General features: G+C 36.7%; 19 protein-coding genes. 11 read left to right on the forward strand and 8 right to left on the reverse strand.

Features of this window, described 5'->3' with window-relative positions; all coding sequences use genetic code 11:
• Positions 1-21: 21 nt before the first annotated feature.
• A complete protein-coding gene (gene wecB / locus ACKWCF_RS07310) occupies positions 22-1,146 on the reverse strand; it encodes a non-hydrolyzing UDP-N-acetylglucosamine 2-epimerase (protein ID WP_409480053.1) in 1,125 nt (374 codons plus the stop codon).
• Positions 1,147-1,208: 62 nt separating this feature from the next.
• Positions 1,209-2,483, reverse strand: coding sequence for an O-antigen ligase family protein (locus ACKWCF_RS07315; RefSeq protein ID WP_409480054.1), 1,275 nt, complete (start codon positions 2,481-2,483; stop codon positions 1,209-1,211).
• A gap of 14 nt (positions 2,484-2,497) precedes the next feature.
• Between ACKWCF_RS07315 and ACKWCF_RS07320 the strand changes: the two genes are divergently transcribed.
• Together ACKWCF_RS07320 and ACKWCF_RS07325 are read left to right on the forward strand one after the other, a co-directional pair.
• Positions 2,498-3,403, forward strand: coding sequence for a UTP--glucose-1-phosphate uridylyltransferase (locus tag ACKWCF_RS07320; protein ID WP_409480055.1), 906 nt, complete (start codon positions 2,498-2,500; stop codon positions 3,401-3,403).
• 1 nt (position 3,404) lies between these two features.
• A complete protein-coding gene (locus ACKWCF_RS07325; protein ID WP_409480056.1) occupies positions 3,405-4,016 on the forward strand; it encodes an SIS domain-containing protein in 612 nt (203 codons plus the stop codon).
• Positions 4,017-4,018: 2 nt separating this feature from the next.
• On the opposite strand, the gene ACKWCF_RS07330 is transcribed toward ACKWCF_RS07325, so the two are convergent.
• From ACKWCF_RS07330 to ACKWCF_RS07350, 5 genes are read right to left on the reverse strand one after another with little or no spacing between them, the layout of a single operon-like run.
• Positions 4,019-5,245, reverse strand: coding sequence for a glucose-6-phosphate isomerase (locus tag ACKWCF_RS07330; protein WP_409480057.1), 1,227 nt, complete (start codon positions 5,243-5,245; stop codon positions 4,019-4,021).
• 20 nt (positions 5,246-5,265) lie between these two features.
• Positions 5,266-6,807 carry a hypothetical protein gene (locus tag ACKWCF_RS07335; protein ID WP_409480058.1) on the reverse strand — a complete coding sequence of 514 codons (1,542 nt, stop codon included), beginning with the start codon at positions 6,805-6,807 and terminating at the stop codon, positions 5,266-5,268.
• Complete coding sequence (locus tag ACKWCF_RS07340) at positions 6,807-8,105, reverse strand: hypothetical protein (RefSeq protein WP_409480059.1); 1,299 nt, start codon at positions 8,103-8,105, stop codon at positions 6,807-6,809. Before ACKWCF_RS07340 ends, ACKWCF_RS07335 begins: the two co-directional genes overlap by 1 nt.
• Positions 8,102-9,145: a glycosyltransferase gene (locus tag ACKWCF_RS07345; protein ID WP_409480060.1), complete on the reverse strand. Its 1,044-nt coding sequence runs from the start codon at positions 9,143-9,145 to the stop codon at positions 8,102-8,104. Before ACKWCF_RS07345 ends, ACKWCF_RS07340 begins: the two co-directional genes overlap by 4 nt.
• Entirely contained in the window at positions 9,142-9,795 is a 654-nt protein-coding gene (locus ACKWCF_RS07350; protein ID WP_409480061.1) for a GNAT family N-acetyltransferase, read from the reverse strand. The genes ACKWCF_RS07345 and ACKWCF_RS07350 overlap by 4 nt, the downstream gene beginning before the upstream one ends.
• Positions 9,796-9,871: 76 nt before the next feature.
• Here ACKWCF_RS07350 and ACKWCF_RS07355 point away from each other — a divergent pair, with 76 nt between their 5' ends.
• The 5 genes from ACKWCF_RS07355 to ACKWCF_RS07375 are packed head-to-tail and all read left to right on the forward strand — an operon-like array spanning position 9,872 to position 15,873.
• Positions 9,872-11,059 carry a hypothetical protein gene (locus tag ACKWCF_RS07355; RefSeq protein WP_409480062.1) on the forward strand — a complete coding sequence of 396 codons (1,188 nt, stop codon included), beginning with the start codon at positions 9,872-9,874 and terminating at the stop codon, positions 11,057-11,059.
• Positions 11,043-12,131, forward strand: coding sequence for a DegT/DnrJ/EryC1/StrS family aminotransferase (locus tag ACKWCF_RS07360; RefSeq protein WP_409480063.1), 1,089 nt, complete (start codon positions 11,043-11,045; stop codon positions 12,129-12,131). The genes ACKWCF_RS07355 and ACKWCF_RS07360 overlap by 17 nt, the downstream gene beginning before the upstream one ends.
• A gap of 2 nt (positions 12,132-12,133) precedes the next feature.
• Positions 12,134-13,252, forward strand: coding sequence for a DegT/DnrJ/EryC1/StrS family aminotransferase (locus tag ACKWCF_RS07365; RefSeq protein WP_409480064.1), 1,119 nt, complete (start codon positions 12,134-12,136; stop codon positions 13,250-13,252).
• 1 nt (position 13,253) lies between these two features.
• The gene (locus ACKWCF_RS07370) at positions 13,254-14,717 is read left to right on the forward strand and encodes a lipopolysaccharide biosynthesis protein (RefSeq protein ID WP_409480065.1); all 1,464 of its coding nucleotides are present in this window, start codon (positions 13,254-13,256) and stop codon (positions 14,715-14,717) included.
• The gene (locus ACKWCF_RS07375; RefSeq protein ID WP_409480066.1) at positions 14,710-15,873 is read left to right on the forward strand and encodes a glycosyltransferase family 2 protein; all 1,164 of its coding nucleotides are present in this window, start codon (positions 14,710-14,712) and stop codon (positions 15,871-15,873) included. The genes ACKWCF_RS07370 and ACKWCF_RS07375 overlap by 8 nt, the downstream gene beginning before the upstream one ends.
• Here ACKWCF_RS07375 and ACKWCF_RS07380 read toward each other — a convergent pair.
• Positions 15,862-16,800: a glycosyltransferase gene (locus tag ACKWCF_RS07380; protein ID WP_409480067.1), complete on the reverse strand. Its 939-nt coding sequence runs from the start codon at positions 16,798-16,800 to the stop codon at positions 15,862-15,864. The two genes, ACKWCF_RS07375 and ACKWCF_RS07380, sit on opposite strands and share 12 nt — an antisense overlap.
• 137 nt (positions 16,801-16,937) lie before the next feature.
• Here ACKWCF_RS07380 and ACKWCF_RS07385 point away from each other — a divergent pair, with 137 nt between their 5' ends.
• The 4 genes from ACKWCF_RS07385 to wecB (ACKWCF_RS07400) are packed head-to-tail and all read left to right on the forward strand — an operon-like array spanning position 16,938 to position 21,305.
• On the forward strand, positions 16,938-18,152 hold the full coding sequence (locus ACKWCF_RS07385) for a glycosyltransferase family 4 protein (protein WP_409480068.1): 1,215 nt from the start codon (positions 16,938-16,940) through the stop codon (positions 18,150-18,152).
• 33 nt (positions 18,153-18,185) lie between these two features.
• Positions 18,186-19,103 (forward strand): dTDP-4-dehydrorhamnose reductase family protein, encoded by a 918-nt coding sequence (locus ACKWCF_RS07390; protein WP_409480069.1) that lies wholly within the window; start codon positions 18,186-18,188, stop codon positions 19,101-19,103.
• A gap of 18 nt (positions 19,104-19,121) precedes the next feature.
• On the forward strand, positions 19,122-20,177 hold the full coding sequence (locus ACKWCF_RS07395) for a polysaccharide biosynthesis protein (protein WP_409480070.1): 1,056 nt from the start codon (positions 19,122-19,124) through the stop codon (positions 20,175-20,177).
• Between the two features lie 15 nt (positions 20,178-20,192).
• The gene (gene wecB, locus ACKWCF_RS07400) at positions 20,193-21,305 is read left to right on the forward strand and encodes a non-hydrolyzing UDP-N-acetylglucosamine 2-epimerase (protein ID WP_409480071.1); all 1,113 of its coding nucleotides are present in this window, start codon (positions 20,193-20,195) and stop codon (positions 21,303-21,305) included.
• Positions 21,306-21,313 lie beyond the last annotated feature (8 nt).

Genomic DNA, 21,313 nt, shown 5'->3' on the forward strand with positions numbered 1-21,313 from the left:
CAAAACTTGGGTAGTTTAGTCTTAAATCAAAGAAGCAATTCTATCGCAGGCACTGCCATCACCGAACGGGTTTTTAGCTTTAGCCATAGTTTGATAGATTTGTTCATTATCTAAAAGTTCATTTACACTTGAAATAAACGAATTCTTTTCAAGAGGCACAAGCTTAGATGTTCCGGCGGTAATAGCTTCAGGACGCTCAGTGTTTTCACGCGCGATAAGAACTGGTTTTCCTAAAGAAGGCGCTTCTTCTTGGATTCCGCCAGAGTCGGTAATGATAAAATGTGAGCGAGTCATCAGATACACAAACGGTATATAATCAATAGGATCAGTCAGGTGAATGTTAGCAGGGCATTGTGCAAAGATCTCAGAAGCCGTTTGTCTAACTACCGGGTTTAAATGCAGAGGAGCAATAAACTGAATATCTTTTCTTTCGGCTAAAGATAAAATTCCGTTCATCACGATTTTAATGTTTTTTTCAAAAGATTCGCGGCGATGAAGAGTCACAAGAATTAATTTTTTATTTGGATCAATAAAGTTAAACTTAGTTTCAAAGTTTTTAGTTAATTCTGATGAATTTTGAATTTGGTTTTTTACTTCGAATAAAGCGTCAATACCTGTATTGCCAGTTACAAAAATTTTAGCTGGATCAATACCTTCGCGTAAAAGATTTTGTTTAGCTTCTTCGGTAGGAGCTAAATGCATATTTGCAATTAACGATAAAGTTTTACGATTAAACTCTTCAGGAAACGGTGAATAGATATCGTTTGAACGAAGGCCCGCTTCTAAGTGAATTACTTCAATCTTATTGTAGAAAGCAACAATGCCACCCATACAGCTACTTGTGGTATCGCCTTGAACGATAATTTGATCGATCGGGTGAGTTTGTTTTTGATCATCAATGATTTTTTGTAAACCGGTCATCAGTAGAGTTGAAAGCGATGTTAGTGTTTGCCCAGGGCGCATAAGATCTAAATCAAAATCAGGAACGATATTAAAAAACTGAAGTAAGGGTTTAAGCATTTCACGGTGTTGCCCCGTTGAGCAGACAAGTACACGGTGCTTAGGGCTTTTCTTAAGCTTTAAAATAAGAGGAGCGACTTTAATAGCTTCAGGGCGTGTTCCAAAGACAAATAGAAGTGTTTTCATAGTTGGGCAATCTAGCGGAAAAGGCTGCTATTTACAAAAAATAAAGTCTGTGTGGGGAAATCTTAACTTCTTGTTGGGGCAGATAGGGAGATTTTTACTCTATTTTGCCACATGCAGAAAACTAGGGCCCAGACTAAAAGGATGAGTGAGCGAATTTTTGTGTATTCAAAGCCCACATCAGTTAGGTTAGCTATAAGGAATTCAAGCTGAGTCATCAGACAAGCTACTGATAAAATGTAAAGATTTTCTAATTTCTCAGTCTTATACTTGATAGTTAAACGTATGTTGATAATTAAAAACCAAAAGTAAAACAGTGAAAAAGTAATTAAACCAAGAATGCCTGTTGTTGAAAGTACATTTAGCAATTGATTGTGAGCATGTGAATTTAGTCTGTTTTCTGTTGTATACCCATAGTGAGACCAAGTTGCTTCTGGTGTATGAGACAAGCTGTTAAAGTAACCAATTCCAAATACAGGATGATCTTTAAAAAGTTTCACATGTAAATCGAATAAATCCCAGCGTTCTGAATCTGCGGTTTTTGTTTGAATAGAATGCTCTACACGATCACGAAAGCTAGCCGAATACATGTATAGCCCAGAGATTAAAATAGCACCGCTTGCTAATACGGTGAAAAACAATTTGCGATGATGAAGCAGTAAAAATAATAAAATCGTTAGTGTTAAGCTTAACCAAACGCCACGAGTAAATGTTAAGAAAATGCCTATCGCCATTAATAGCACAGCTAAAATGCATAGAGTCTTATAGTTAGATGATAGTTTTTTGAACTGAAAAAATAATACAGTTAAGAAGAAGGTTAAAATTAGCCCATTTGCATGAGCATGGTAAGTTGCACTTTCTAGTAGTCCTAATAGACGTGTATTGTTTGGATTGGACGGATTTAAACTCCAGTAATTGTTGTAAATCGTAAATGCAATCGCATAAAAATTTGGAATTAAATAGGCTATGCTGAAAAATTTAAGTAGCTTTGTAAGATTAATTTCGTAACGAGAAAAAGCCCATACAAATATATAAAAATTAATGATCCAGTGAAATTTATAAAGGCGAAACCAAGACTCAGTATCGGTAATATTTAAGACAAAAAAACCGATGATGATTAATAGAGGGTAAAGAATAAACCCATATTCAAACAAAAATGGTTTACGAAAGCTTGGTGCATAAGCATATTTATTGCGCGAATAATCAATAATAAAACACACAAAAATTAGTGTGATCATCAGATCTAAAAACGATTGTGACACAACAGGTCCAAGAGTTGCGCCAGCCAATAGATAACTAAGCATAGTGAGCAGTATTTCTTGATCAATATTAAAACTCAAGGCAATTTAATCTTATGGCTCACAATTCTAAAATTCGTAAAGCGATCATTCCTGCAGCAGGGTTAGGCACTCGCTTTTTTCCAGCAACAAAAACAGTTCCTAAAGAGATGCTTCCGATAGTTGATCGACCAGCTATTCTTTATGTTATCGAGGAAGCTGTTCAGGCAGGCATTACAGATATCGTATTAATCCAGGGGCGTGGTAAGACGGCTATCGAAGATTTCTTTGATGTTAGTTATGAGCTTGAGGATAAATTAATTAAAGACGGTAAAGAAGAGATCTTAAAACAGATTCAGTTTATCAGAAATAACACAAATATTATTTCAATCCGTCAAAAAGCAGCATTAGGCCTTGGCCATGCTGTTAAATGTGCAGAAAGTATTATCGGCGATGAGGCCTTTGCTGTTCTTTTAGGTGACGAAATTACGATCTCTAAAGAGCAAAAAAATAATGTGACTCACCACTTAATTAAAAATTGTGAAGAAAAACAAAACAGCGGGGTATGGGTTTTACCGGTCGAACCTCAAGAAACTCACAAATACGGTATCGTTGATTTATCACCACAGTTTAAGAACTCAACTCATGCTGATTTACTAAATGGTCTTAAGGTTAAAGGTGTTATCGAAAAGCCTAAACCAGAATTAGCGCCATCACGTTGGGCATTACCTGGTCGCTATATATTTCAAGCTGAAATTATGCGATACTTAAATGAAATCCAGCCAGGTTATAATGGAGAATGGCAGCTTTCAGACGCAATGAATTTGATGGCTCAAAAATCTGATTTAATGGCTTATAGCTTTGAATCACGCCGTTTTGATACTGGGGATAAATTAGGATTTTTACAGGCGAACATAGAATTGGCTTTAGAACGTCCTGACCTTAGAGAAGGCTTACTAAAATACATTAAAGGAAAAATATAAAATGATTTCACTTAAAGATTTATTTAAAAAAGAAGCTAATGAGGCCTTACAAAATATCCAAGCGATTTTAGATAATCCTAAAATGCTTGAAAGTTTTGAACAAGCAGCGAACATGATCGCACAAAGTTTAAAGGCTGGTGGAACTCTTTATGTTGCTGGTAATGGCGGTTCTGCGGCAGATGCGCAGCATATGGTAGCTGAACTAGTTGTTAAGTTAAATAAAAACCGCGACCCACTTCGTGCGGTAGCTTTAACAGTTGATACTTCAATTATTACAGCTGCGGGTAACGATTTTAGCTATGATGATATTTTTTCTCGCCAAGTTGAAGCTTTGGCAAAACCTAATGACGTGTTTTTAGGAATCACAACGTCTGGTAACTCAAAAAATATTTTAAACTGCTTTGCGATCTGTAAAAAAATTGGTGCTAAATCTATTTGTTTAACAGGTAAAGATGGCGGTAAAGCTGTTAAAGAAAATATGGCTGACTTAAATGTTGTAATGAACGGACCGAATACCGCTCGTATTCAAGAAGGTCACGCTATTTGGTACCACACTATGTGCTACGCTCTTGAAGTCATGTTAGTTGAATCTGGAACTATTCGTTACCGTTAATATTAAAGCTGGCCTTTAAGCATTTTAACGCTGATTTCTTTGCCTAAGGCCACCCCAGGTTGGTCGAAGGCATTGATGTTGTTATATTCACCTAATGTAGCCACAACTAATTGAAAAAACATAAATAGATAGCCTAATGACTTATCTTTGTTCGTGTCGTCTACATTAAATAATTCGCAAGATACGCCGTTTTGTTTTAAGGCCTCGAATGTTGCTTTTGATTGGGAAGTGATAAGATCGCCGTATTTGCGACCTTTCATGAAATCAATTTCTTTAAATAGAATGTTATCAACTTTAAATTTAGAAGTTTGCACGGATTTAAAATCAAAAATGCAGACAAACTTATCTTTAGGGCCGTGGGCTACTTGTTGTAAGATAGAATGTTGATCGCAAGAGCCGATAGCAATTACAGGCGTACTGAAGCTAGGAGCGGGGTTTCCTGATCTATCTAGTTTTTTACCGAGTGATTCAGCCCAAAGTTGTTGAATCCAGCAGCCAAACCAACGGTAATTAGAACTATAAAACCAGAATAAAGAAATATTTTCTTCGCGCTTGAATGAATTTTGAAATAAGACGCAGAATTGTGTCACTAAATTCTTATCAGCAAGGGCCATGCGCGCGCCTTTGCGAAGTTCAGAAATATTTATACCGCAAATGCCAGCAGCAACAAGTCCGACTGGTGTTAAAACTGAAAAGCGACCGCCAACTTTTACGGGAATTTCTAATAGCGGGCGCTGATGTTTTTTAGCAAAATCTGAAAGTGGATTAGATAATAGTTCGCTAATAAAGTAACTTTGATTGACAATGCTGTTGTTAAATTGCTGTTGGGCAAGTTCTTCTAGCTGCGAATAGTTCCAAAGAATTTCAATAGTAGATCCACTTTTTGAAACCACAATAAAAGCAGTTTTTTCTAGATTTTTTGAGACTTTGTTCCAAATAGTTGCAAATTCAAATGAATCTACATTATCAAGAAAGAATAAATTTTCTTTTACGGCCATTTCAGCGATGGCTCTTGAGCCCATTGAGCTTCCACCAACACCGATAAGTACAAAATGCGTGTAGTTATCTTTGAGATGTTGGCTTAACTTCTCTGATTGTTCAAAAAAATGATCATCATCTGTGACCTTGTGAAAAGTAGATGGGGACTGATCTGACAATACTGTATCCAGCGCCTTTTGAAAAAGGCTGAAATTAGAATCAGATAAGTCTCGAGCTGGTGATAAGATCATGCTTTATGCTAGCACGTATTTTAATTCTCTGGCAGATATTTTTTATTGAAATACACAATAATTTCGCGACTAGCATTTTCATAGCGAAAATCGCGAACAAATATATTGTGATGGTCATCTACAAGACGCTCATATTTCAAATAGTCAACAGGGCTAAAATTCGGGTCAGAACTGCAAGCCATATCAAAAAAGATAACAACTGCAGAAACATTTGAATTATCGCCTTTTAAAAAATCTTTAACTGGCGGAACGCGTACTAAGTTGAAATTCTTAAAAAATGCTCCGGCTAAAGCTTTATTTGTTAAAATAAAATCGTTTTCAGCAGGAGTTTTAAATGTAACTAAAGGTAAGCGTGTATTAAAATACTGTGTTACTTCGGTGCTATCTAGCATAGATGGAGTCATAATTGCAATCTTAGCCATATGAGCAACCATTAACATGACAACACCCATAACGGTATATTCAGATAAACGCGGAACAAAGCGTTTTAAAAGTGTAACGACATTTAATGTAGTTAAAAATGTCATTACTGGAATTGAGTAGATAAGGTAGCGTGTTTCAAAACCAGGAGAGATTGAATAAAATAGTACAGGTAAAACAAATCCGGTGAAAGCAAACCAGCGTAAAAAGCAAATACGTAGATCATCTTTATGCTCGCGCGGTAAATACAATGATCCCAAAATGACAATAGGAAACGTTGAAAAAATCGTCTTCATATTTCCTGTAACAAACTCAACCATCTCTTCAAATTTTAAATTTAATAAAGATTGAGTAGCCCAGTTGCTATAATGGCCAAAGTCACCTTTTGATACTGTGGTTGCCGTGTAGTATGTGGCTTCAATGCCATGAACTATAAGTTTGAATGTGATATAAGAAACGCCGGCTGCAATAGCGATATTGATCAGCATTTGTTTTTTTGTTTGAAGCTTTCTGCGGTAGAGAGCAATTTCATAAATAAACTGGCTAATTAGTACAAAGAACGATTGAAGACGGAACGCAAAAGCAACACCCAAAATAAACGAAGATAACCATCGCCCCCAAGTGCGTGAACTTAAATAAACCGCTACGCTAGCAATAATTAAACTCCATGCGAAAGGATCACTAATGGGTCTTCCGTAGTATTGGGTTATCCCTGTATTAAGAAAAATAAAATAAGCACTGATTGTCGCAATTTGAATATCGCTCACTTGAATTAATAATAACCAGAGTACCAATAGGCCTAATGTTACGGCCGTTACGGATAACCATGTGGTCCGAGCTGGGTATAGGAATTCGCTATCGACAGTAGTTTTGGTCGCAATTAATGAAAAAAGTTTGTTGGGGTAGGGTACCTGATTAAACTTATAATCTTTTTGAGTCTTTTGGAAATCTTCGTAAATATTGAAGTGGGGATTGATAAACTCGCGTCCCATTTCAGTAAAGGCGATGCCGTTAGCTAGATAGTTGTATCCATCACAACGATCAACAAAACCATTTAAAGCTGTACGATTTAAAATCGTAGAAAATGTAGCGATAACTAATAAAGCACCGATAAAATAGCGGTTTAAAATTTTTTTCAGCATTACAGAGCTCTTAGGGTTTTGTTAAATAGAGAGTAATTCATTTCTTCAGGTTGCATTTGAACTGCGTTTGAAATGACATCGGCTCTTTGAATGTGTTTACCAGTGCGGCGAACAATGGCTGTAAAAGATTGTAAAAACCAAAAAGAGACGTTGTTGATCGAAATCTGAACATCTTTCTCAATGATATCGAAAAAATCGAGTCTGACGAAAATTTTCTTTTCATCTGAAGAATCTTTTTCGCAATAAAATAAGTTTTTACCATTGATCTGTGTTTTGCTTAGAATTTCGAAGGCTTTCGCACATGACTTATTGTTGTCGAAAAAAAGATGCGAGTCATTTGTCATTAATTGTTCAACTTTAGTAATGCCTAAGTTTAACGATTTGAAAAAATCTGTTGGGTTGTTCTGACGGTACAATATCCAGGGAATTTCTTCGTTAGTGTTTTTCTGTGTGAGTCCGTTTGTAATTATAAACTTGCTCGAAAAAAATTGATTTTCATCGAGTAAACCAACAATACGGTCTAAGTATTTATAAGTATACTCGAGACGGTCCATAGTCTTGTTATCCCAGTAGTGATGTTGGGCATGGGCGATTGAATTGATAAAAAAGATATTAACTTGTGTTTCGTGCTTTTTAGCTAAGTGTATAAATGCCTTTGTAGTTAAGTAATCAAAAAAAGAAATCCAGACAAAATGAGCTGATTTATACTTGAAAGAATTCTTTAAAGTGTAGAAAAACTCTTTGATGAGTTGACGGTCTAATGGAACGATCGTTAATCCCGACAAAAAAGAAGGAATTAGTTTAACAGCTTGTGCAATTGAAGGCTTAAGGTAATTTTTTGATATATAGCGCGGAAGCTTTAACAGCTGTGCAATTTTTCCTGGATAGCCGTCTTCCGAGAAAGTCCACGGATCTGGCATAAAGAAACGACAGTTTTTCGCTTGTCCGCGAGAACCGTTCATTACTCCCCAAACACCAACACTATATCCTTGGTTAGAGAGAGCTTCCCATAGCTGCTGGTTTTCACCTAAATTGGGAACGTCGCCTAAGTGTTTAATTTTATGAACTGAACTTGGTTGTCCAGTATGAATCGAAACCCATTGGCACCATGGTTCAAGAAAACCTGAATCATAGTGGTCAGGAATAAATGAAATAGAATGTTGAGCCGATTGAGTCTTAATCAATTTTTTTAAATGACTGAGATTAAGTTTTTCAACCATGTCTTGAAGAAGCTCATAGTTGAATTCATTAATCTCAAATAGAAAAAGTTTCTGTGAAAAATCGGCTTTTTGACTCATAGATTTGTCTTCTGTTTAATGTTAAATACGAACTCTTTTTGGATTGCAAAGCTTGCTAAGAATAACATCGATTCGGCAAGTAACTTAAGTAAAATTGGGCGTTCCATATATCCCATTAATCCATTTACGATAAAAGAGGAAAGAGTTCCCATAACAAGAACTAAGCTCCAGTAGCGGATTAAGGCTTTCCAGTATTTTTCACTGTAGCGGAACACTAATTTCTTATTTAGGTAAAAGTTCACCCAACCCGATAAAAAGCGGGCTAAAATCATACTTTCATAAACTTTCATACCACGCTGGATAAAGTAAGCGTAAAAAAGAAAATCTAAAAAGCTTGATGAAAGTGAAGAGCCTAAAAAACGAATAATCAAAAAGTAAATTTTCATCGAATCAAAAAAAGGATTAAAATGTGATCCTTGATTGTCGTCGATGTAAACAGTTGTGATCGGAACCTGTTGGTAGCTCCAGTGTTGATTTTTAGTTTCTAATAAAATATTTGTTTCGAATTCGTATCTTTCACCTTGAATTTTTAGTAGCGACGGCAAGATACGGCGGTGAAATCCGCGTAAGCCTGTTTGAGTGTCACTTAAATTTAAACCAACTAAAAATTTAAAAATGTAACTAGTAAGAACGTTTCCGAAGCGGCTGCGTAGAGGGACTGATTTTTCAAATTTTCTTTCGCCAATAACCAGGTCTGGATTTTTTTCACTGGTGGCTTCGGCGGCCACTCGCAAAATATCAGCCGTTTGGTGTTGGCCATCGGCATCTGCAGTTACAACTGCCTTAATTTGAGGATGGTTGATCAAAATATGGTTAAAGCCAGTTTTAAGTGCGCGACCTTTACCCAAGTTTGTCGCATGGTGAACCACCTCAACGCTAAAGTCTTTTTTTAGGCGTTCGAAAATTTGCAGATACTCATTTTCGTTACCATCATTTACGACAACAACTAAGCCTGAGAATTGGCGACGAAGATCTTCGATAACTTCAATTAAGATTGGAGTTGGTTTGTAGCTAGGTATTAAGATAGCTGAGTTAATCATTTACTGGCCTTCTTAAAGTAAGACATAATGAAAAGATCGAAAAATTTACCATCTCGGTAGAGGTGTTGCTTTAATAGACCTTCTTTTGTAAAACCTAGAGATGTGTACATGCTAATGGCCACTTTATTATATTTCGCAGTGTAAAGAGTTAGTTTATGCATTTTTAATTTCGTAGTTCCGTACTTCATCAATGCTGCGAAGGCTTTTTTTCCTAATCCTTGGCCTCTAAATTCTGGAGCGATATCTAGTCCTAAAAGCATATTCTTGTTAATGGAGTCTATTTGATCTAAACGTGCGATGCCAACCAGCTGAATTCTGGCTTTTTCATTCTCACGAGCAGCTTTGGCATAGATAGCATAATGTCCGCGTTTTGAAGATGTATAAAGCGATTTGTGCCAACGCTTTTGCATTTCAGGTGTAACGTATGTCGTATCTGTAAGCATATGTAAAGTCGAAGGGTCATTATGCAACACCCTTAACGGCTCAAGGTCGTCTGTTGTGATATAACGGAACTGGATTCCGTTAGTTGAATATAGAAGTCGCTTCATATGCGTTGAATTATAGAGCTGTTTTTCTAAGTCAGTCAAAGTATGAATACTCTCTGTTTTGCTGACCAAATTGTGGTCAAAAATTTTCAGAAATTTTGCCATGAAAAAAAGTTAAGTTGACGCTTAAAGTTATTTTTAAATTTTGCTGATTCATCTAAACTTTGGTTAACTCTTTTTCGTGCTGCAGACCATTGATATCTTTTTGAAGAGAACCTCAAATAAAGTCGGATTATTTATCGCGATTTATTTGCTTTTCGCTCTTGCTATTGCAGTCACTCGATTGCCTTTTCTTTTTTCATTAAAAAATCTGACTGTGCCTATTTCGATGCTTCTTTGCCGTGAGATTTTGTTTTTTAGCTTTTTAGGTTTTTTGATTATGTTTTCGACGGAACGTCGTTATCTTTTATCGCTTGTTGGGTTGTGCGGGATAATTGCGGCGCAGTCTTTGACTGAGGGGCAAGATCCGCAACTTATTGTTTATGGTTTTCGTAGTTTGCTAACTTTTTTATTTATTTTTTGTCTTCCAAGTCAGCAGCGTGGCTTTAGAGTTAACAGCGGAGTAATAGATAAGGTTTTAATTGGTCTATTTTTTGTGAATTTGTTCTTGCAGCTGACGCATTTTTTCTTAGGTAATGGTTTTTACGCAAAACTTTTTTGGCTGAATGTAAACTCAAGAAATCCGGGCTTTTTCTTTTTTCCGGCCGCCTCTGCTTTTTTTACGTTAGTGTTGTTTTCTTTATATGCTTCGACGAAAAAAATTTTAAAGAAACGTGAAACTTTGTTTATGATTTTTAGCGTTGGATTATGTGCTTCGATCACTGGTGTTGCTGGTGCAGGTCTAATGATATTTTTAAATCGAAGAAAGATGACCATGCGAAATTTAGTTATTGCTGGAATTGCGCTAGGGCTTGCGGCTGGTTATCTCCACCTTGCAAGACTTTCAATGACTGGTAATACATACCTTGAAGAAACCGGTGGTGGCCGTATTAAAGTTTTTCAAGAAGTCATGACATCGGCTTCGCTTTTCGATGTCGGAAGATTCGGTAAATACACTAACGTTGCGGCTAATCTTACCAACGGTGGAGTTGCAGATTCTCAGTATTCAGCAACTGTAGGCAACCTTGGCTTTTTTTGGGCGATGGTTGTGTTTTTATACATGGCTTGGTTAATTTATCAAAACTATAAAAGTGGCGAAAACTTGGATGTTATTTGGTTACTTTTATTGTGCTCGTTCGGTTTAAATGTAAGTGAAACAGGACCGCCGGTTTTTCTGGCTATTTTGGGACGCTTTATTCAAACATCAAATTCAAGTGATAAGCTTGTTGAGTTTCATGGATTCGAGGCCCGTAATGATTCCTCTGGTTAAAGTGAGTTTTCCACCAGCCAATGTTTTAATGCCAAAAATTGAAGAAGTTCTTTATAGCGGTCAGGTGGCCGAGGGAGCTTTCGTTTATGACTTTGAAAAAAAATTCGTAGAAAAGTATGGCTATGGTCAAGGGCTTGCTATAAGCAGCGGGACTGCAGCTTTACACATGGCTTTAATCTTAGCTGGTGTTGAAGACGGTGATGAGGTCATTTCTACGGCGATGACAGCAGAGCCAACAAATACTTCGATTACTCAAGCTGGTGGAAAAATTGTGTGGGCCGATGTTGATTCAGCTTCGGGAAATATTTCGCCTGAAAGTATCAAAGAAAACATTACGTCTAAAACAAAAGCGATCGTAGTTGTTCATTATGCGGGTTATCCGTGCCGTATGGATGAGATCATGAAGATTGCTAAAGAAAAAAACATTAAAGTTATTGAAGACTGCGCTCATGCTTTAGGAGCGAAATACGGTAAAGACTTTGTAGGTTTACAAGCTGACTTCGCTATTTTTTCTTTTCAGGCGATTAAGCATATGACGACAGTCGATGGTGGTTTTTTATTATTTAAAGACAATACACTTTTAGAAAAAGCTAAGCGTGTTCGTTGGTTTGGTATGCTAAAAGGCGTGCCTCGCACTGAAGTTGATTTAAGCGTGCAAGGTTACAAATACAATATGAACAATGTGACAGCCCAGATCGGTCTTCAGCAACTTCAACACAACATTGATCAGATTATTGAACGCCATATCAGCAATGGTCTTTTTTATGATCAAGAACTTTCTAAAATTAAAGGTATTGATTTTGCCCGTTGTGATTCTCAAGGTCGCTCAAGCTACTGGATTTATACTCTTCTTACAGACAACTCTAAAGATTTAGAAAAACTTTTAACTGAAAATGGTATTTCAGCGTCGAAACTACACAAACCGAATTATCATCATAGCTTTTTTAAATCGAGCTTTAAACTCTTGCCACAGCTTGAAAAATTCTACGACCGTTTGTTGCATATTCCGTGTGGTTGGTGGGTAACTAATGAAGACCGTCAACGCATTGTCGATGTGATTAAGAAAGGTTAACAATGAGTTCGCAGGTTTCTGTTCCTTTATTTTACCCAGTTCGTTCTGAACAAATTGAACAAAAAGCCATTGAAGTTTTGCGTTCTGGTTTTATTGCGACCGGTAAATATGTCGATGAGTTTACCAATGCTTTTGGTCAATTGATCGGTAAAGACCATGTGGTTACGATTAACGATGTTTCGAATGCGGTTCAAATTGCGCTTTTCATTAGTGACGTTCAGCCCGGCGATGAAATTATCGCGACACCATTTTCTTGTATGTCGAGCAATTCTCCAATAGCTTTAGCAAAAGCTAAAGTTAAGTGGTTGGATATAGACCCAGCTACTGGAACAGTGGACGTTCAGCATTTAAAAAAATTGGTTTCAGAAAAAACTAAAGCTTTAATTGTATATCATGTTGCAGGTTATCCTGCTGATATGCAGGCTATCGTTGATATCTGCAAGCCTTATAATATCAAAATTATTGAAGATTGTAACAATGCTTTATTAGCTGATATTCACGGAAAACAAGTCGGCTCTTGGGGAGATTTTTCAGTTTATTCTTTTTATCCAAACCGTCAGATCAATGCTGGTGAAGGCGGAGCTTTAGTCTGTCGTCGTTTAGAAGATGCCGAGCGTGCTAAAAGATTACGTCGTTACGGTATTGATAGTAAAACATTTCGTAATGCTGACGGTGAAATTAATCCTAAAAGTGATATTCCTGAAATCGGTTGGGGAGCTACGTTAAATAATTTGTGCTCGGCAATGGGCTTAGTGCAAGTTGATTCCGTGGCTGGTCGAATTGAACAGACAAGACAAGTAGCACGTAAGTACGATGACGCTTTTAAGGGATTACATGCAGTTACGAGTATTAAAGCTTTACCTTCGGCACACCCAAGCTACTGGGTTTATATGCTTCAAGTAGAAAAACGCAGTCAGTTAATGAAAACGTTAAAAGAAAATAAAATTTCTTGTTCTATTCTTCATCAATTGAATACAGCTTATACGGGGTTTTCTATTTTTCCGACAGAGACTAGCGGCGCTGATAAATTCTTTAGTCGCTTAGTCTGTATTCCTTGTGGTTGGTGGATGGATGAAAGCCAAATTGCCCACGTTCAAAAAATGGTGACTGAGTTCAAGTAGAATGAATATCGGCAAAGCGTTTCGCGACAGTGTAAGTTTATATATCGGTAAGTTAGGTGGAGTGGTTGCAACTCTACTATTTATTCCCGTGTTTAAAAAAGTTTTGAGCCCGCATGACTTTGGCTGGGTGAGTTTGCTGATTTCGCTGCAAATGCTTATTTATGTATTGGATTTTGGCTTATCAATGCATTTATCACGCTTAGCGAGTCGTCTTGCTGGAAAAAGCAAAACATTAGCTCACTACAATGAGTTGGTCGGCTTAGCGAAGCTTAGTATTCGTGGATTTTATTATCTGTTAGCGGTGCTATTTGCTGTAGTAACTTTTTTATCTGCGAATCAAGACTTCTTAGTTATCAGCGGAGTATTTTTATTATTAGGATTGCAAACTGAGTTCAATTTGTGGACGCAGATTTTGATAGGATTTAAAAAATATCAGACATCAAGTTACATGCAGCTTTTTGGAACTTTACTGCGTGGGGCTTTGTCAGTGATTTTGTTAAAAAATGTCGTGGCCAGTGTTCCTTATTTTATTATAGGACAGGTAAGTGCGTTAATTATTGCCAACATTCTGTGTATTTACTTTTTGAAGAAAATTGATATTTACGGTTCGATTAGTACGACAGTGAATGATGTTTTGATCCGTCGAGTTCCTCGTAAGGTTAAGCGTTGGAAACTGTTGTTAATTAGATGTTGGCCTCTATTTGCTTCAATAGTTTTGGGTGCTTTAGCGTCGCAGGCGGACCGATTTTTTATTACCGGATTTATTTCGCCGACAGTGGCTGGAGATTATTTTCTTGCGGTAACTTATGCGATGACTCCAATCTTACTCGTCGCGCAGCCGATATTTCAATATTTTCAACCGAGTATTGTTTCCGCTTTTAAAGGTCCGGATTTTAAATTGTGGTTAGGACGTTACGTGTACTCACTTCATGCTGTAGTTTTTGGGGCATTACTTGGTCTTGTTGTGCTTAGTCCTGAGCTCTTTAAATTGTGGTTAGGCAAGAGCGATTGGGAAACTGTCATCTATACAGGCCACTCTTTACTTATTGGTACAGCCGCGGCAGCGTATAGCTTTGTTCCTTATTCATTGTTGTTAGCTCAAGGCGGCTATAAAGAGTTACACCGTATTTCTATGGTAACTGTGGTTGTCTATGTCGCTATGTTGTTTGCAGCTGTTCACAGCGGAAATATGTTTTATGTAGTGATTTCATTTTCGTGCTTTCATACGATGAATTATATTTTGCAATTGTTTTTCACGCGAAAAATATTGATGACCGACCGTAAGGGGCTTGTAGTTATTTTTAGTTCAACTGTGGGCACAGTAGCGTTAGTCCTTTTTGCTCAACGTTTAGCTTACTTGGAATTGCAGAATAAGATTATTCTTTTGGCTATTGTTGAGTCTGTTTTGATGTTTATAGTTTTAAGATGGATGTTGAAGGCGAATAGAAAGGTTCTTCGTGGCTAATCCTTTATTATCAATTGTAATTCCGACGAGAAATCGTCAGCACTATGCGTATCTATTTATTAAGTCTTTGTTAGGGACAAAAGAATCATTTGAATTAATTGTAAACGATAATAGTGATACGAAAGAGCTCGAAGAAAAACTTACTCCTTACAAAAGTGATTCAAGACTAAATTACAGTTACAGTAGCGAAGTTTTAAGTGTTGTTGAAAATTTTAATTCGGGACTAAGTAAAACAACAGGCGAGTATGTCGTATTTGTTGGAGATGATGATTTTATTTCATTTAGAATTTTTGATTTCGTCAGGGATTTAAAAAGTAAAGAAATTGATACGGTTGTATTTGGTCGTAAAAATTCAGTACTACATTATTTTTGGCCTGGCGTGAAGGCCGCACAATGGGGCGATGTTGGCGGGCATATTTATTTTTCTGATTTTCATGGGAAATTGCAATTTCTAGATAAAAAATCAATTTCAGATTTCGCAATTGAACACTTAGGAACAGGCCCCAGAGAAATGCCTAGAGCTTATTTAGGTATTATTTCGCGAAATGTTATTAATAAGGTTACTGAAAAATATGGATTTGTGTTTGGTGGAGTATCGCCGGATGTTTACAGCAGTCATTTAATTTGTGATGTGGCTCGTAATGTCCTTCGCTATGATTTTCCTATGATTATTCCTGGTGCGGCGGCAGCCAGTACATCTGCGCAAAGAGCGGAGCGCTCCGATGTCGGCGGGGATCTTAAGAAAAATGATCATACTGGTCGTTTTAAAAATATTGATTGGAACATGAAAATTCCAAAATATTACGCTCCTTTTACCGTTTGGGCATTGTCGTTATTTCAAGCTACATTATTGACTAAAACTAAAGTTTCAGAAAAAGCGTATGCACACTTGTATGCTCAATGTTTATTGTTTGCCAGAGGCCATACTGCTGAAGTTAAAAAGGCTATGAAACATGATCGCTCGACCATTGGGTTTTTAGTAATTTCAATTTTGACGGGCTTTAAAATGGCCGAAATCTTAACGCATTTTGTTTTAAGTAAATCATTGGTTTTTATTCGTCAAAAGCCAGGTGGCGCAAAGTATGGTCTTGAAGGATTCGAAAATATCGAGATGGCCGTTAGCGCGATGGAAAATCAACTAAAGTTAAATACTTAATTTAGTTAAATCTAGATCGTCACCACTGTAAAAAATAAAATCTTTGCTGTCATGTAAGTGCGACAGATAGCCTACATTTTTTGAAGCAATGACTTTGCAGCCAAAGTGTATTGCTTCATAGGCCGGAAGATAAAAAGACTCATAAAGTGAAGTGACCACTAAAAACTCACTTGCTTCATAGATGCGAGAAAGTTCTTCGCGGCCAACGCGACATTTTAAGTCTAGAGTAATATTGAGTAGTGATTTCGTAAAAAGACCACTTTGATTGGCTTCTTCAAGGGTGTTGTTGAGGACAACAGAAACCTTAATTTTAGACTTCAAAGACTTGTCTAAATCTTCTAAAGCCTTGAGGAAGTTTGGAAGGCCTTTGTTAATTGAAAGACTTCCGACATAAGTAAATTTGTAGTCTTTTGTGGCTTTAGGGTGTGCCTGGGGAAGCAAAGGTAAAAATGGTTTAATTTTTATATTAGCTTTAGGGCAATATTTTTGAGTTATTGTCTTCATCCACTCAGTTTGAACCCAGATTTCATCAACATTTTTGTAAAATAGTTTTAAGAGTAGGCTTTCAACAAAACTTCGGAATTTTACTTTGAGGCTATCTTCAGGAAGCGGTACTTGACGTGTTAAATAGCAATTTTGTAGATACAGGATTGATTTAACTTTAGTTTTAATAAAAGGTGGTAGATTTCCAAAAAATAAAACTGATTCGTTGTTAGCTTCTGTTTTTAGTTTTTTATGAAGCAAGACTTCGGCAAATAGTCTTTCCCAAACTTTAAAGTAAACTGTATAGCCTGTAAATTCTCGAGGAGGAGTGTAACGCGAGTCCAATAGAACGGCGGTCGTTCTTTCGAAAGGATTTTCGATGAGCAAACGATCTAAAAGAACTTTTCCTCCGCCAGAATTTATATTGATTGCATATATAATCATCTATTGATCGAACCTCTCTATTAGGCTAACTTTAATTATCGCAAAAATCCAACTGAATATAAATAAATGAGGACTATGGGATATATGTCAAAACGCAATTTTAATTTCGCTCAAAAAAAGTTCTTGGATTTTAGTAAATGAAAATTAGTATTTTTTCTTATGTCTTTTGGCCTGAGTATTTTTTGGTCAACGAATTGGCTGAAGCTTTGGTGCAAAAAGGTCATCAGGTTGCTGTGCAAACAAGTCTTCCTAACTATCAGTCGGGAAGTTTAGCTAAAAACTATAGTTATTTGACGGGGCCATATTTTGAGAAAAACAATGGGGTAAACATCTACCGTTATCCGGTGATTCCGCGTAAAAGATCGTTTGTTTTTTTGGCTTTAAATTACATGAGTAATGTGATCATTGGCTTTTTGAATTTATTTCGACTGCCTAAAAGTGATGTTTATTTTTTCTTTGCCACATCACCATTATTGTTTATTTTGCCAGTTGTGATTTTAAAAAAAATCACAAAAAAACCATTGGTGATCTGGTATCAAGATCTGTGGCCTGACAGTTTTTTTGCGATCACAAACTTAAATCCTCAAGGTATTTTGTTAAAACTATTAAATCCGTTTATTAATTTCATTTATAAAAATACTGATCTGATGCTTTTGCAAAGTCCCACGTTTGAAGAAAATTTAAAGCGTTACAATTATCAGGGAAGCATTGAAGTGCTTTACAACTGGGCTCCCAGTTTTAAGCCGGTAACGTCTGTGCCTGCATGGCTTGCTGAGCTCCCGAAAGATAAATTTATTCTTACATTTGCTGGTAATTTAGGACAAGCACAAGCTTTGGATCACTTGATTGAGGCGGCAAAGCATCTTCAGGATGAAGTTCCACAACTTCACATCGCATTAGTCGGAGAAGGTAGTTTTGCTGCAAATCTTAAAAAACGGGCTCAAGAACTTGCACTTTCAAATGTATGCTTTTATGGCAGAAAGCCTGTAGATGAAATGCCTGCGCTATTTGCTCAAAGTGATGCGCTCCTGGTTTCGTTAAAAGACGATCCTACTTTTAATGCGGTTGTTCCATCGAAAATTCAAGCTTACATGACCTCTGGAAAGCCGATAGTTGCTTTCCTAAATGGTGCGGGTGCACAAGTTGTAGCGCGAGCGGCCTGTGGAGTTGTTGTTCCTGCTGAGGATGCTAAAGCGCTCGTCGAAAAAATTAAGTTGTTGGTTGCAAAAACGCCGATAGAACGTGCTGAAATGGGAGCTAATGGGCAGAGCTTTTTTAAAGCTAATTTTGAGATGACAAAGTCAGTAGTGAAGATTGAAAATTACCTTCGAGAACTTACAGAAAAAGTATAGCAATTGAAGTTTAGTTAAGATACGCTAATCCACATGACAAACCGAGTTCATAAAATCTTGATTCTGAGTGCCTCAGGTATGCTGGGCCATCAAATGTGGCGCAGAGTTAATGAATGGGCCAAAGGTTCATCACATCAAGTTTTTGGAACAGTCCGAAAAAGTAAAGATCATTACCAGGCTCTAGGGCTTCCAAATACGCAAAATTTGTTCGACGGTGTTGATGTTGGCGAATTTAAAAAGCTTGATGCTCTCCTTAACCAAATCAAACCCTCAATCGTTATTAATTGTGCTGGCATCACATTACGTAAAAAAGATTTATCAGATATTGAAAAATGCTATCAACTCAACGGTATGCTTCCACAATTTGTAGGTCAGTGGTGTAACACCCATGATGCTAAGCTTTTTCATTTTAGCACTGATTGTGTGTACGATGGTAAAAAAGGCAGCTCATATCTTGAATCAGATATGCCGTCAGCTTTTGATCATTACGGCCAAAGTAAATATCTTGGTGAAGCATCGACGGGTAATAGTTTAACTATGCGCCTTTCTATTGTAGGTCGTGAATTAGAAAATAAAACAGAGTTAGTTGAATGGATCTTATCGCAAAAAGATAAGCATGCAAAAGGCTATAATGCTGTTAAGTATTCAGGTTTAACCACCGCTTACGTAGCTCGTGAAGTTATTCGTGTTATTGAGAAGTACCCTGAAATTTCGGGTCTATATCACGTTTCGTCTGAACCGATTTCTAAATATGAGATCATGGAAAAGATAAACGCAAAATTTGATTTAAATATTAAAATCGAAAAAAACAACGAGATTGTATCCAACAAAGCATTAGATTGTAGTCGTTACGAAAAAGCTACAGGTTTTCAAAAACCATCATGGGATCAGATGATTGATGATTTGTTTGCTGATCGTGAATTTTATGAAAACCTAAAGAATAAAATTTAAAGTGAAGGAAAATGTTAAATGGCCTCATTTGCTGAAAAAGAACTAAAATCAAAAACATTACTTATTACCGGTGGTACGGGTTCTTTCGGAAACGCAGTTTTAAACCGTTTCTTAAAAACTGATATTGGTGAAATCCGTATTTTTAGTCGTGACGAAAAAAAACAAGATGATATGCGCAAAAAATATAAATCAGATAAGATCAAATTTTATCTGGGTGATGTGCGTGATTTCGCTAGCGTAATTAAAGCAACTCGTGGTGCCGATTATATTTTTCATGCGGCAGCTCTTAAACAGGTTCCTTCATGCGAATTCTATCCTCTTGAAGCCGTAAAAACAAATGTCTTAGGAACTGAAAATGTTTTAGAAGCTGCGGTTCAGTCAGGTGTACAAAAGGTAATTTGTCTAAGTACTGATAAGGCTGTGTATCCGATTAACGCTATGGGGATTTCAAAAGCCTTAATGGAAAAAGTAGCTGTGGCTAAGTCACGCGAAATGGTGAATACAAAAACAACGATTGCATGTACTCGTTACGGCAATGTTATGGCCTCGCGTGGTTCAGTGATTCCTTTATTTGTTGACCAAATTCGTGCAGGTCAACCTATTACAATCACTGATGCAGCTATGACTCGTTTTATGATGACTTTAGAAGACGCTGTCGACTTAGTTTTATATGCCTTTGAACATGGAACAAACGGCGATATTTTTGTTCAAAAATCACCAGCTTCGACAATCGAAGTTTTAGCGCAAGCTATTAAAGAGCTTTTAAATAAACCACAACACGAAGTTAAAATCATCGGTACAAGACACGGAGAAAAGGTTTACGAAACTCTACTAAGCCGCGAAGAAATGGCTAAATCTGAAGATTTAGGTGATTATTATAGAGTTTTTCCTGATACGCGCGATTTAAATTACTCGAAATTTTTTGAGAAAGGTGAAACGCAAATTACTCAAGCCGAAGACTACAATTCGCACAATACGCATCGTTTAGATCTTGAACAGACTAAAAAGCTTTTACTTAAATTATCATTTATCAAGGCGTTAACTGAAGGCCAGTACATCCAACCTTTAGATTAGTTCAGGAGTAAAAAAATGAAAGTAATGACAATTGTTGGTACGAGACCTGAGATTATCAAATTAAGCAGAGTGATTGCTTTATTAGATAAATCGGTGGATCACGTTTTAGTACATACTGGACAAAATTATGACTACGAATTAAATGAAGTTTTTTTTAAAGACCTTGAAATTCGTAAACCAAATTACTTTTTAAATGCGGCCGGCGAAACTGCCACTGAAACAATTTCTAAGGTTATTCTGGAAAGTGATAAAATTTTAGAAAAAGAGAATCCAGATGCTGTTTTACTTTATGGTGACACTAACTCTTGTCTAAGTGTGATTTCAGCGAAAAAGCGAAAGATTCCAATTTTTCACATGGAAGCGGGTAATCGTTGTTTCGATCAACGCGTACCAGAAGAAATTAATCGCAAAATCGTAGACCATCTTTCAGATATCAATATGCCGTTATCTGAGCACGCTAGAAAATATTTAATTGCAGAGGGAATTCCCGCTGAAAGAATTATTAAGACGGGCTCTAGCATGCGTGAGATTTACAATTACTTTGATAAAAAAATCGACGCTTCTGAAATTTTAAAGAATCTTTCTCTAAAAGAAAAAGAGTACATTTTAGTAAGTATTCATCGTGAGGAGAATGTTGATTACCCTGAGAACTTTACAAATTTGATACAGGCACTAAATTTGTTGGCAGATACTTTGAAAAAGAAAGTTTTAGTATCAACACATCCTCGCACAAAAAAGAAATTAGAAGCTTTGCAGAATGTAAAAATGCATTCTCAAGTTGAGTTCATGAAGCCATTCGGTTTTTTAGATTATAATAAACTTCAAAAAAATGCATACTGTGTGGTTTCTGACAGCGGAACAATCACTGAAGAAGCTAGTTTTTTAAAAATGCCTGCAATTACAATTCGTAATGCTCATGAACGTCCTGAAGGCATGGATGCTGGAATTTTAATTGTATCAGGTACTAACCCACAGGATATTTTATTGGCGGTTAAGTCTGCAGTGAATATGTCAGTTCCCGCAGATATTCCTGATTATCAGAATCCGAATGTATCTGAACAAGTTTTGAAGATTATTTTAAGCTATGTTCATTATGTGAATCGTTTTGTTTGGCATAAGACATTGTAGAGAATGTG

The sequence above is a fragment of the Pseudobdellovibrio sp. HCB154 genome (assembly GCF_046267985.1).
In the GTDB taxonomy this organism is placed as follows: domain Bacteria; phylum Bdellovibrionota; class Bdellovibrionia; order Bdellovibrionales; family Bdellovibrionaceae; genus Pseudobdellovibrio.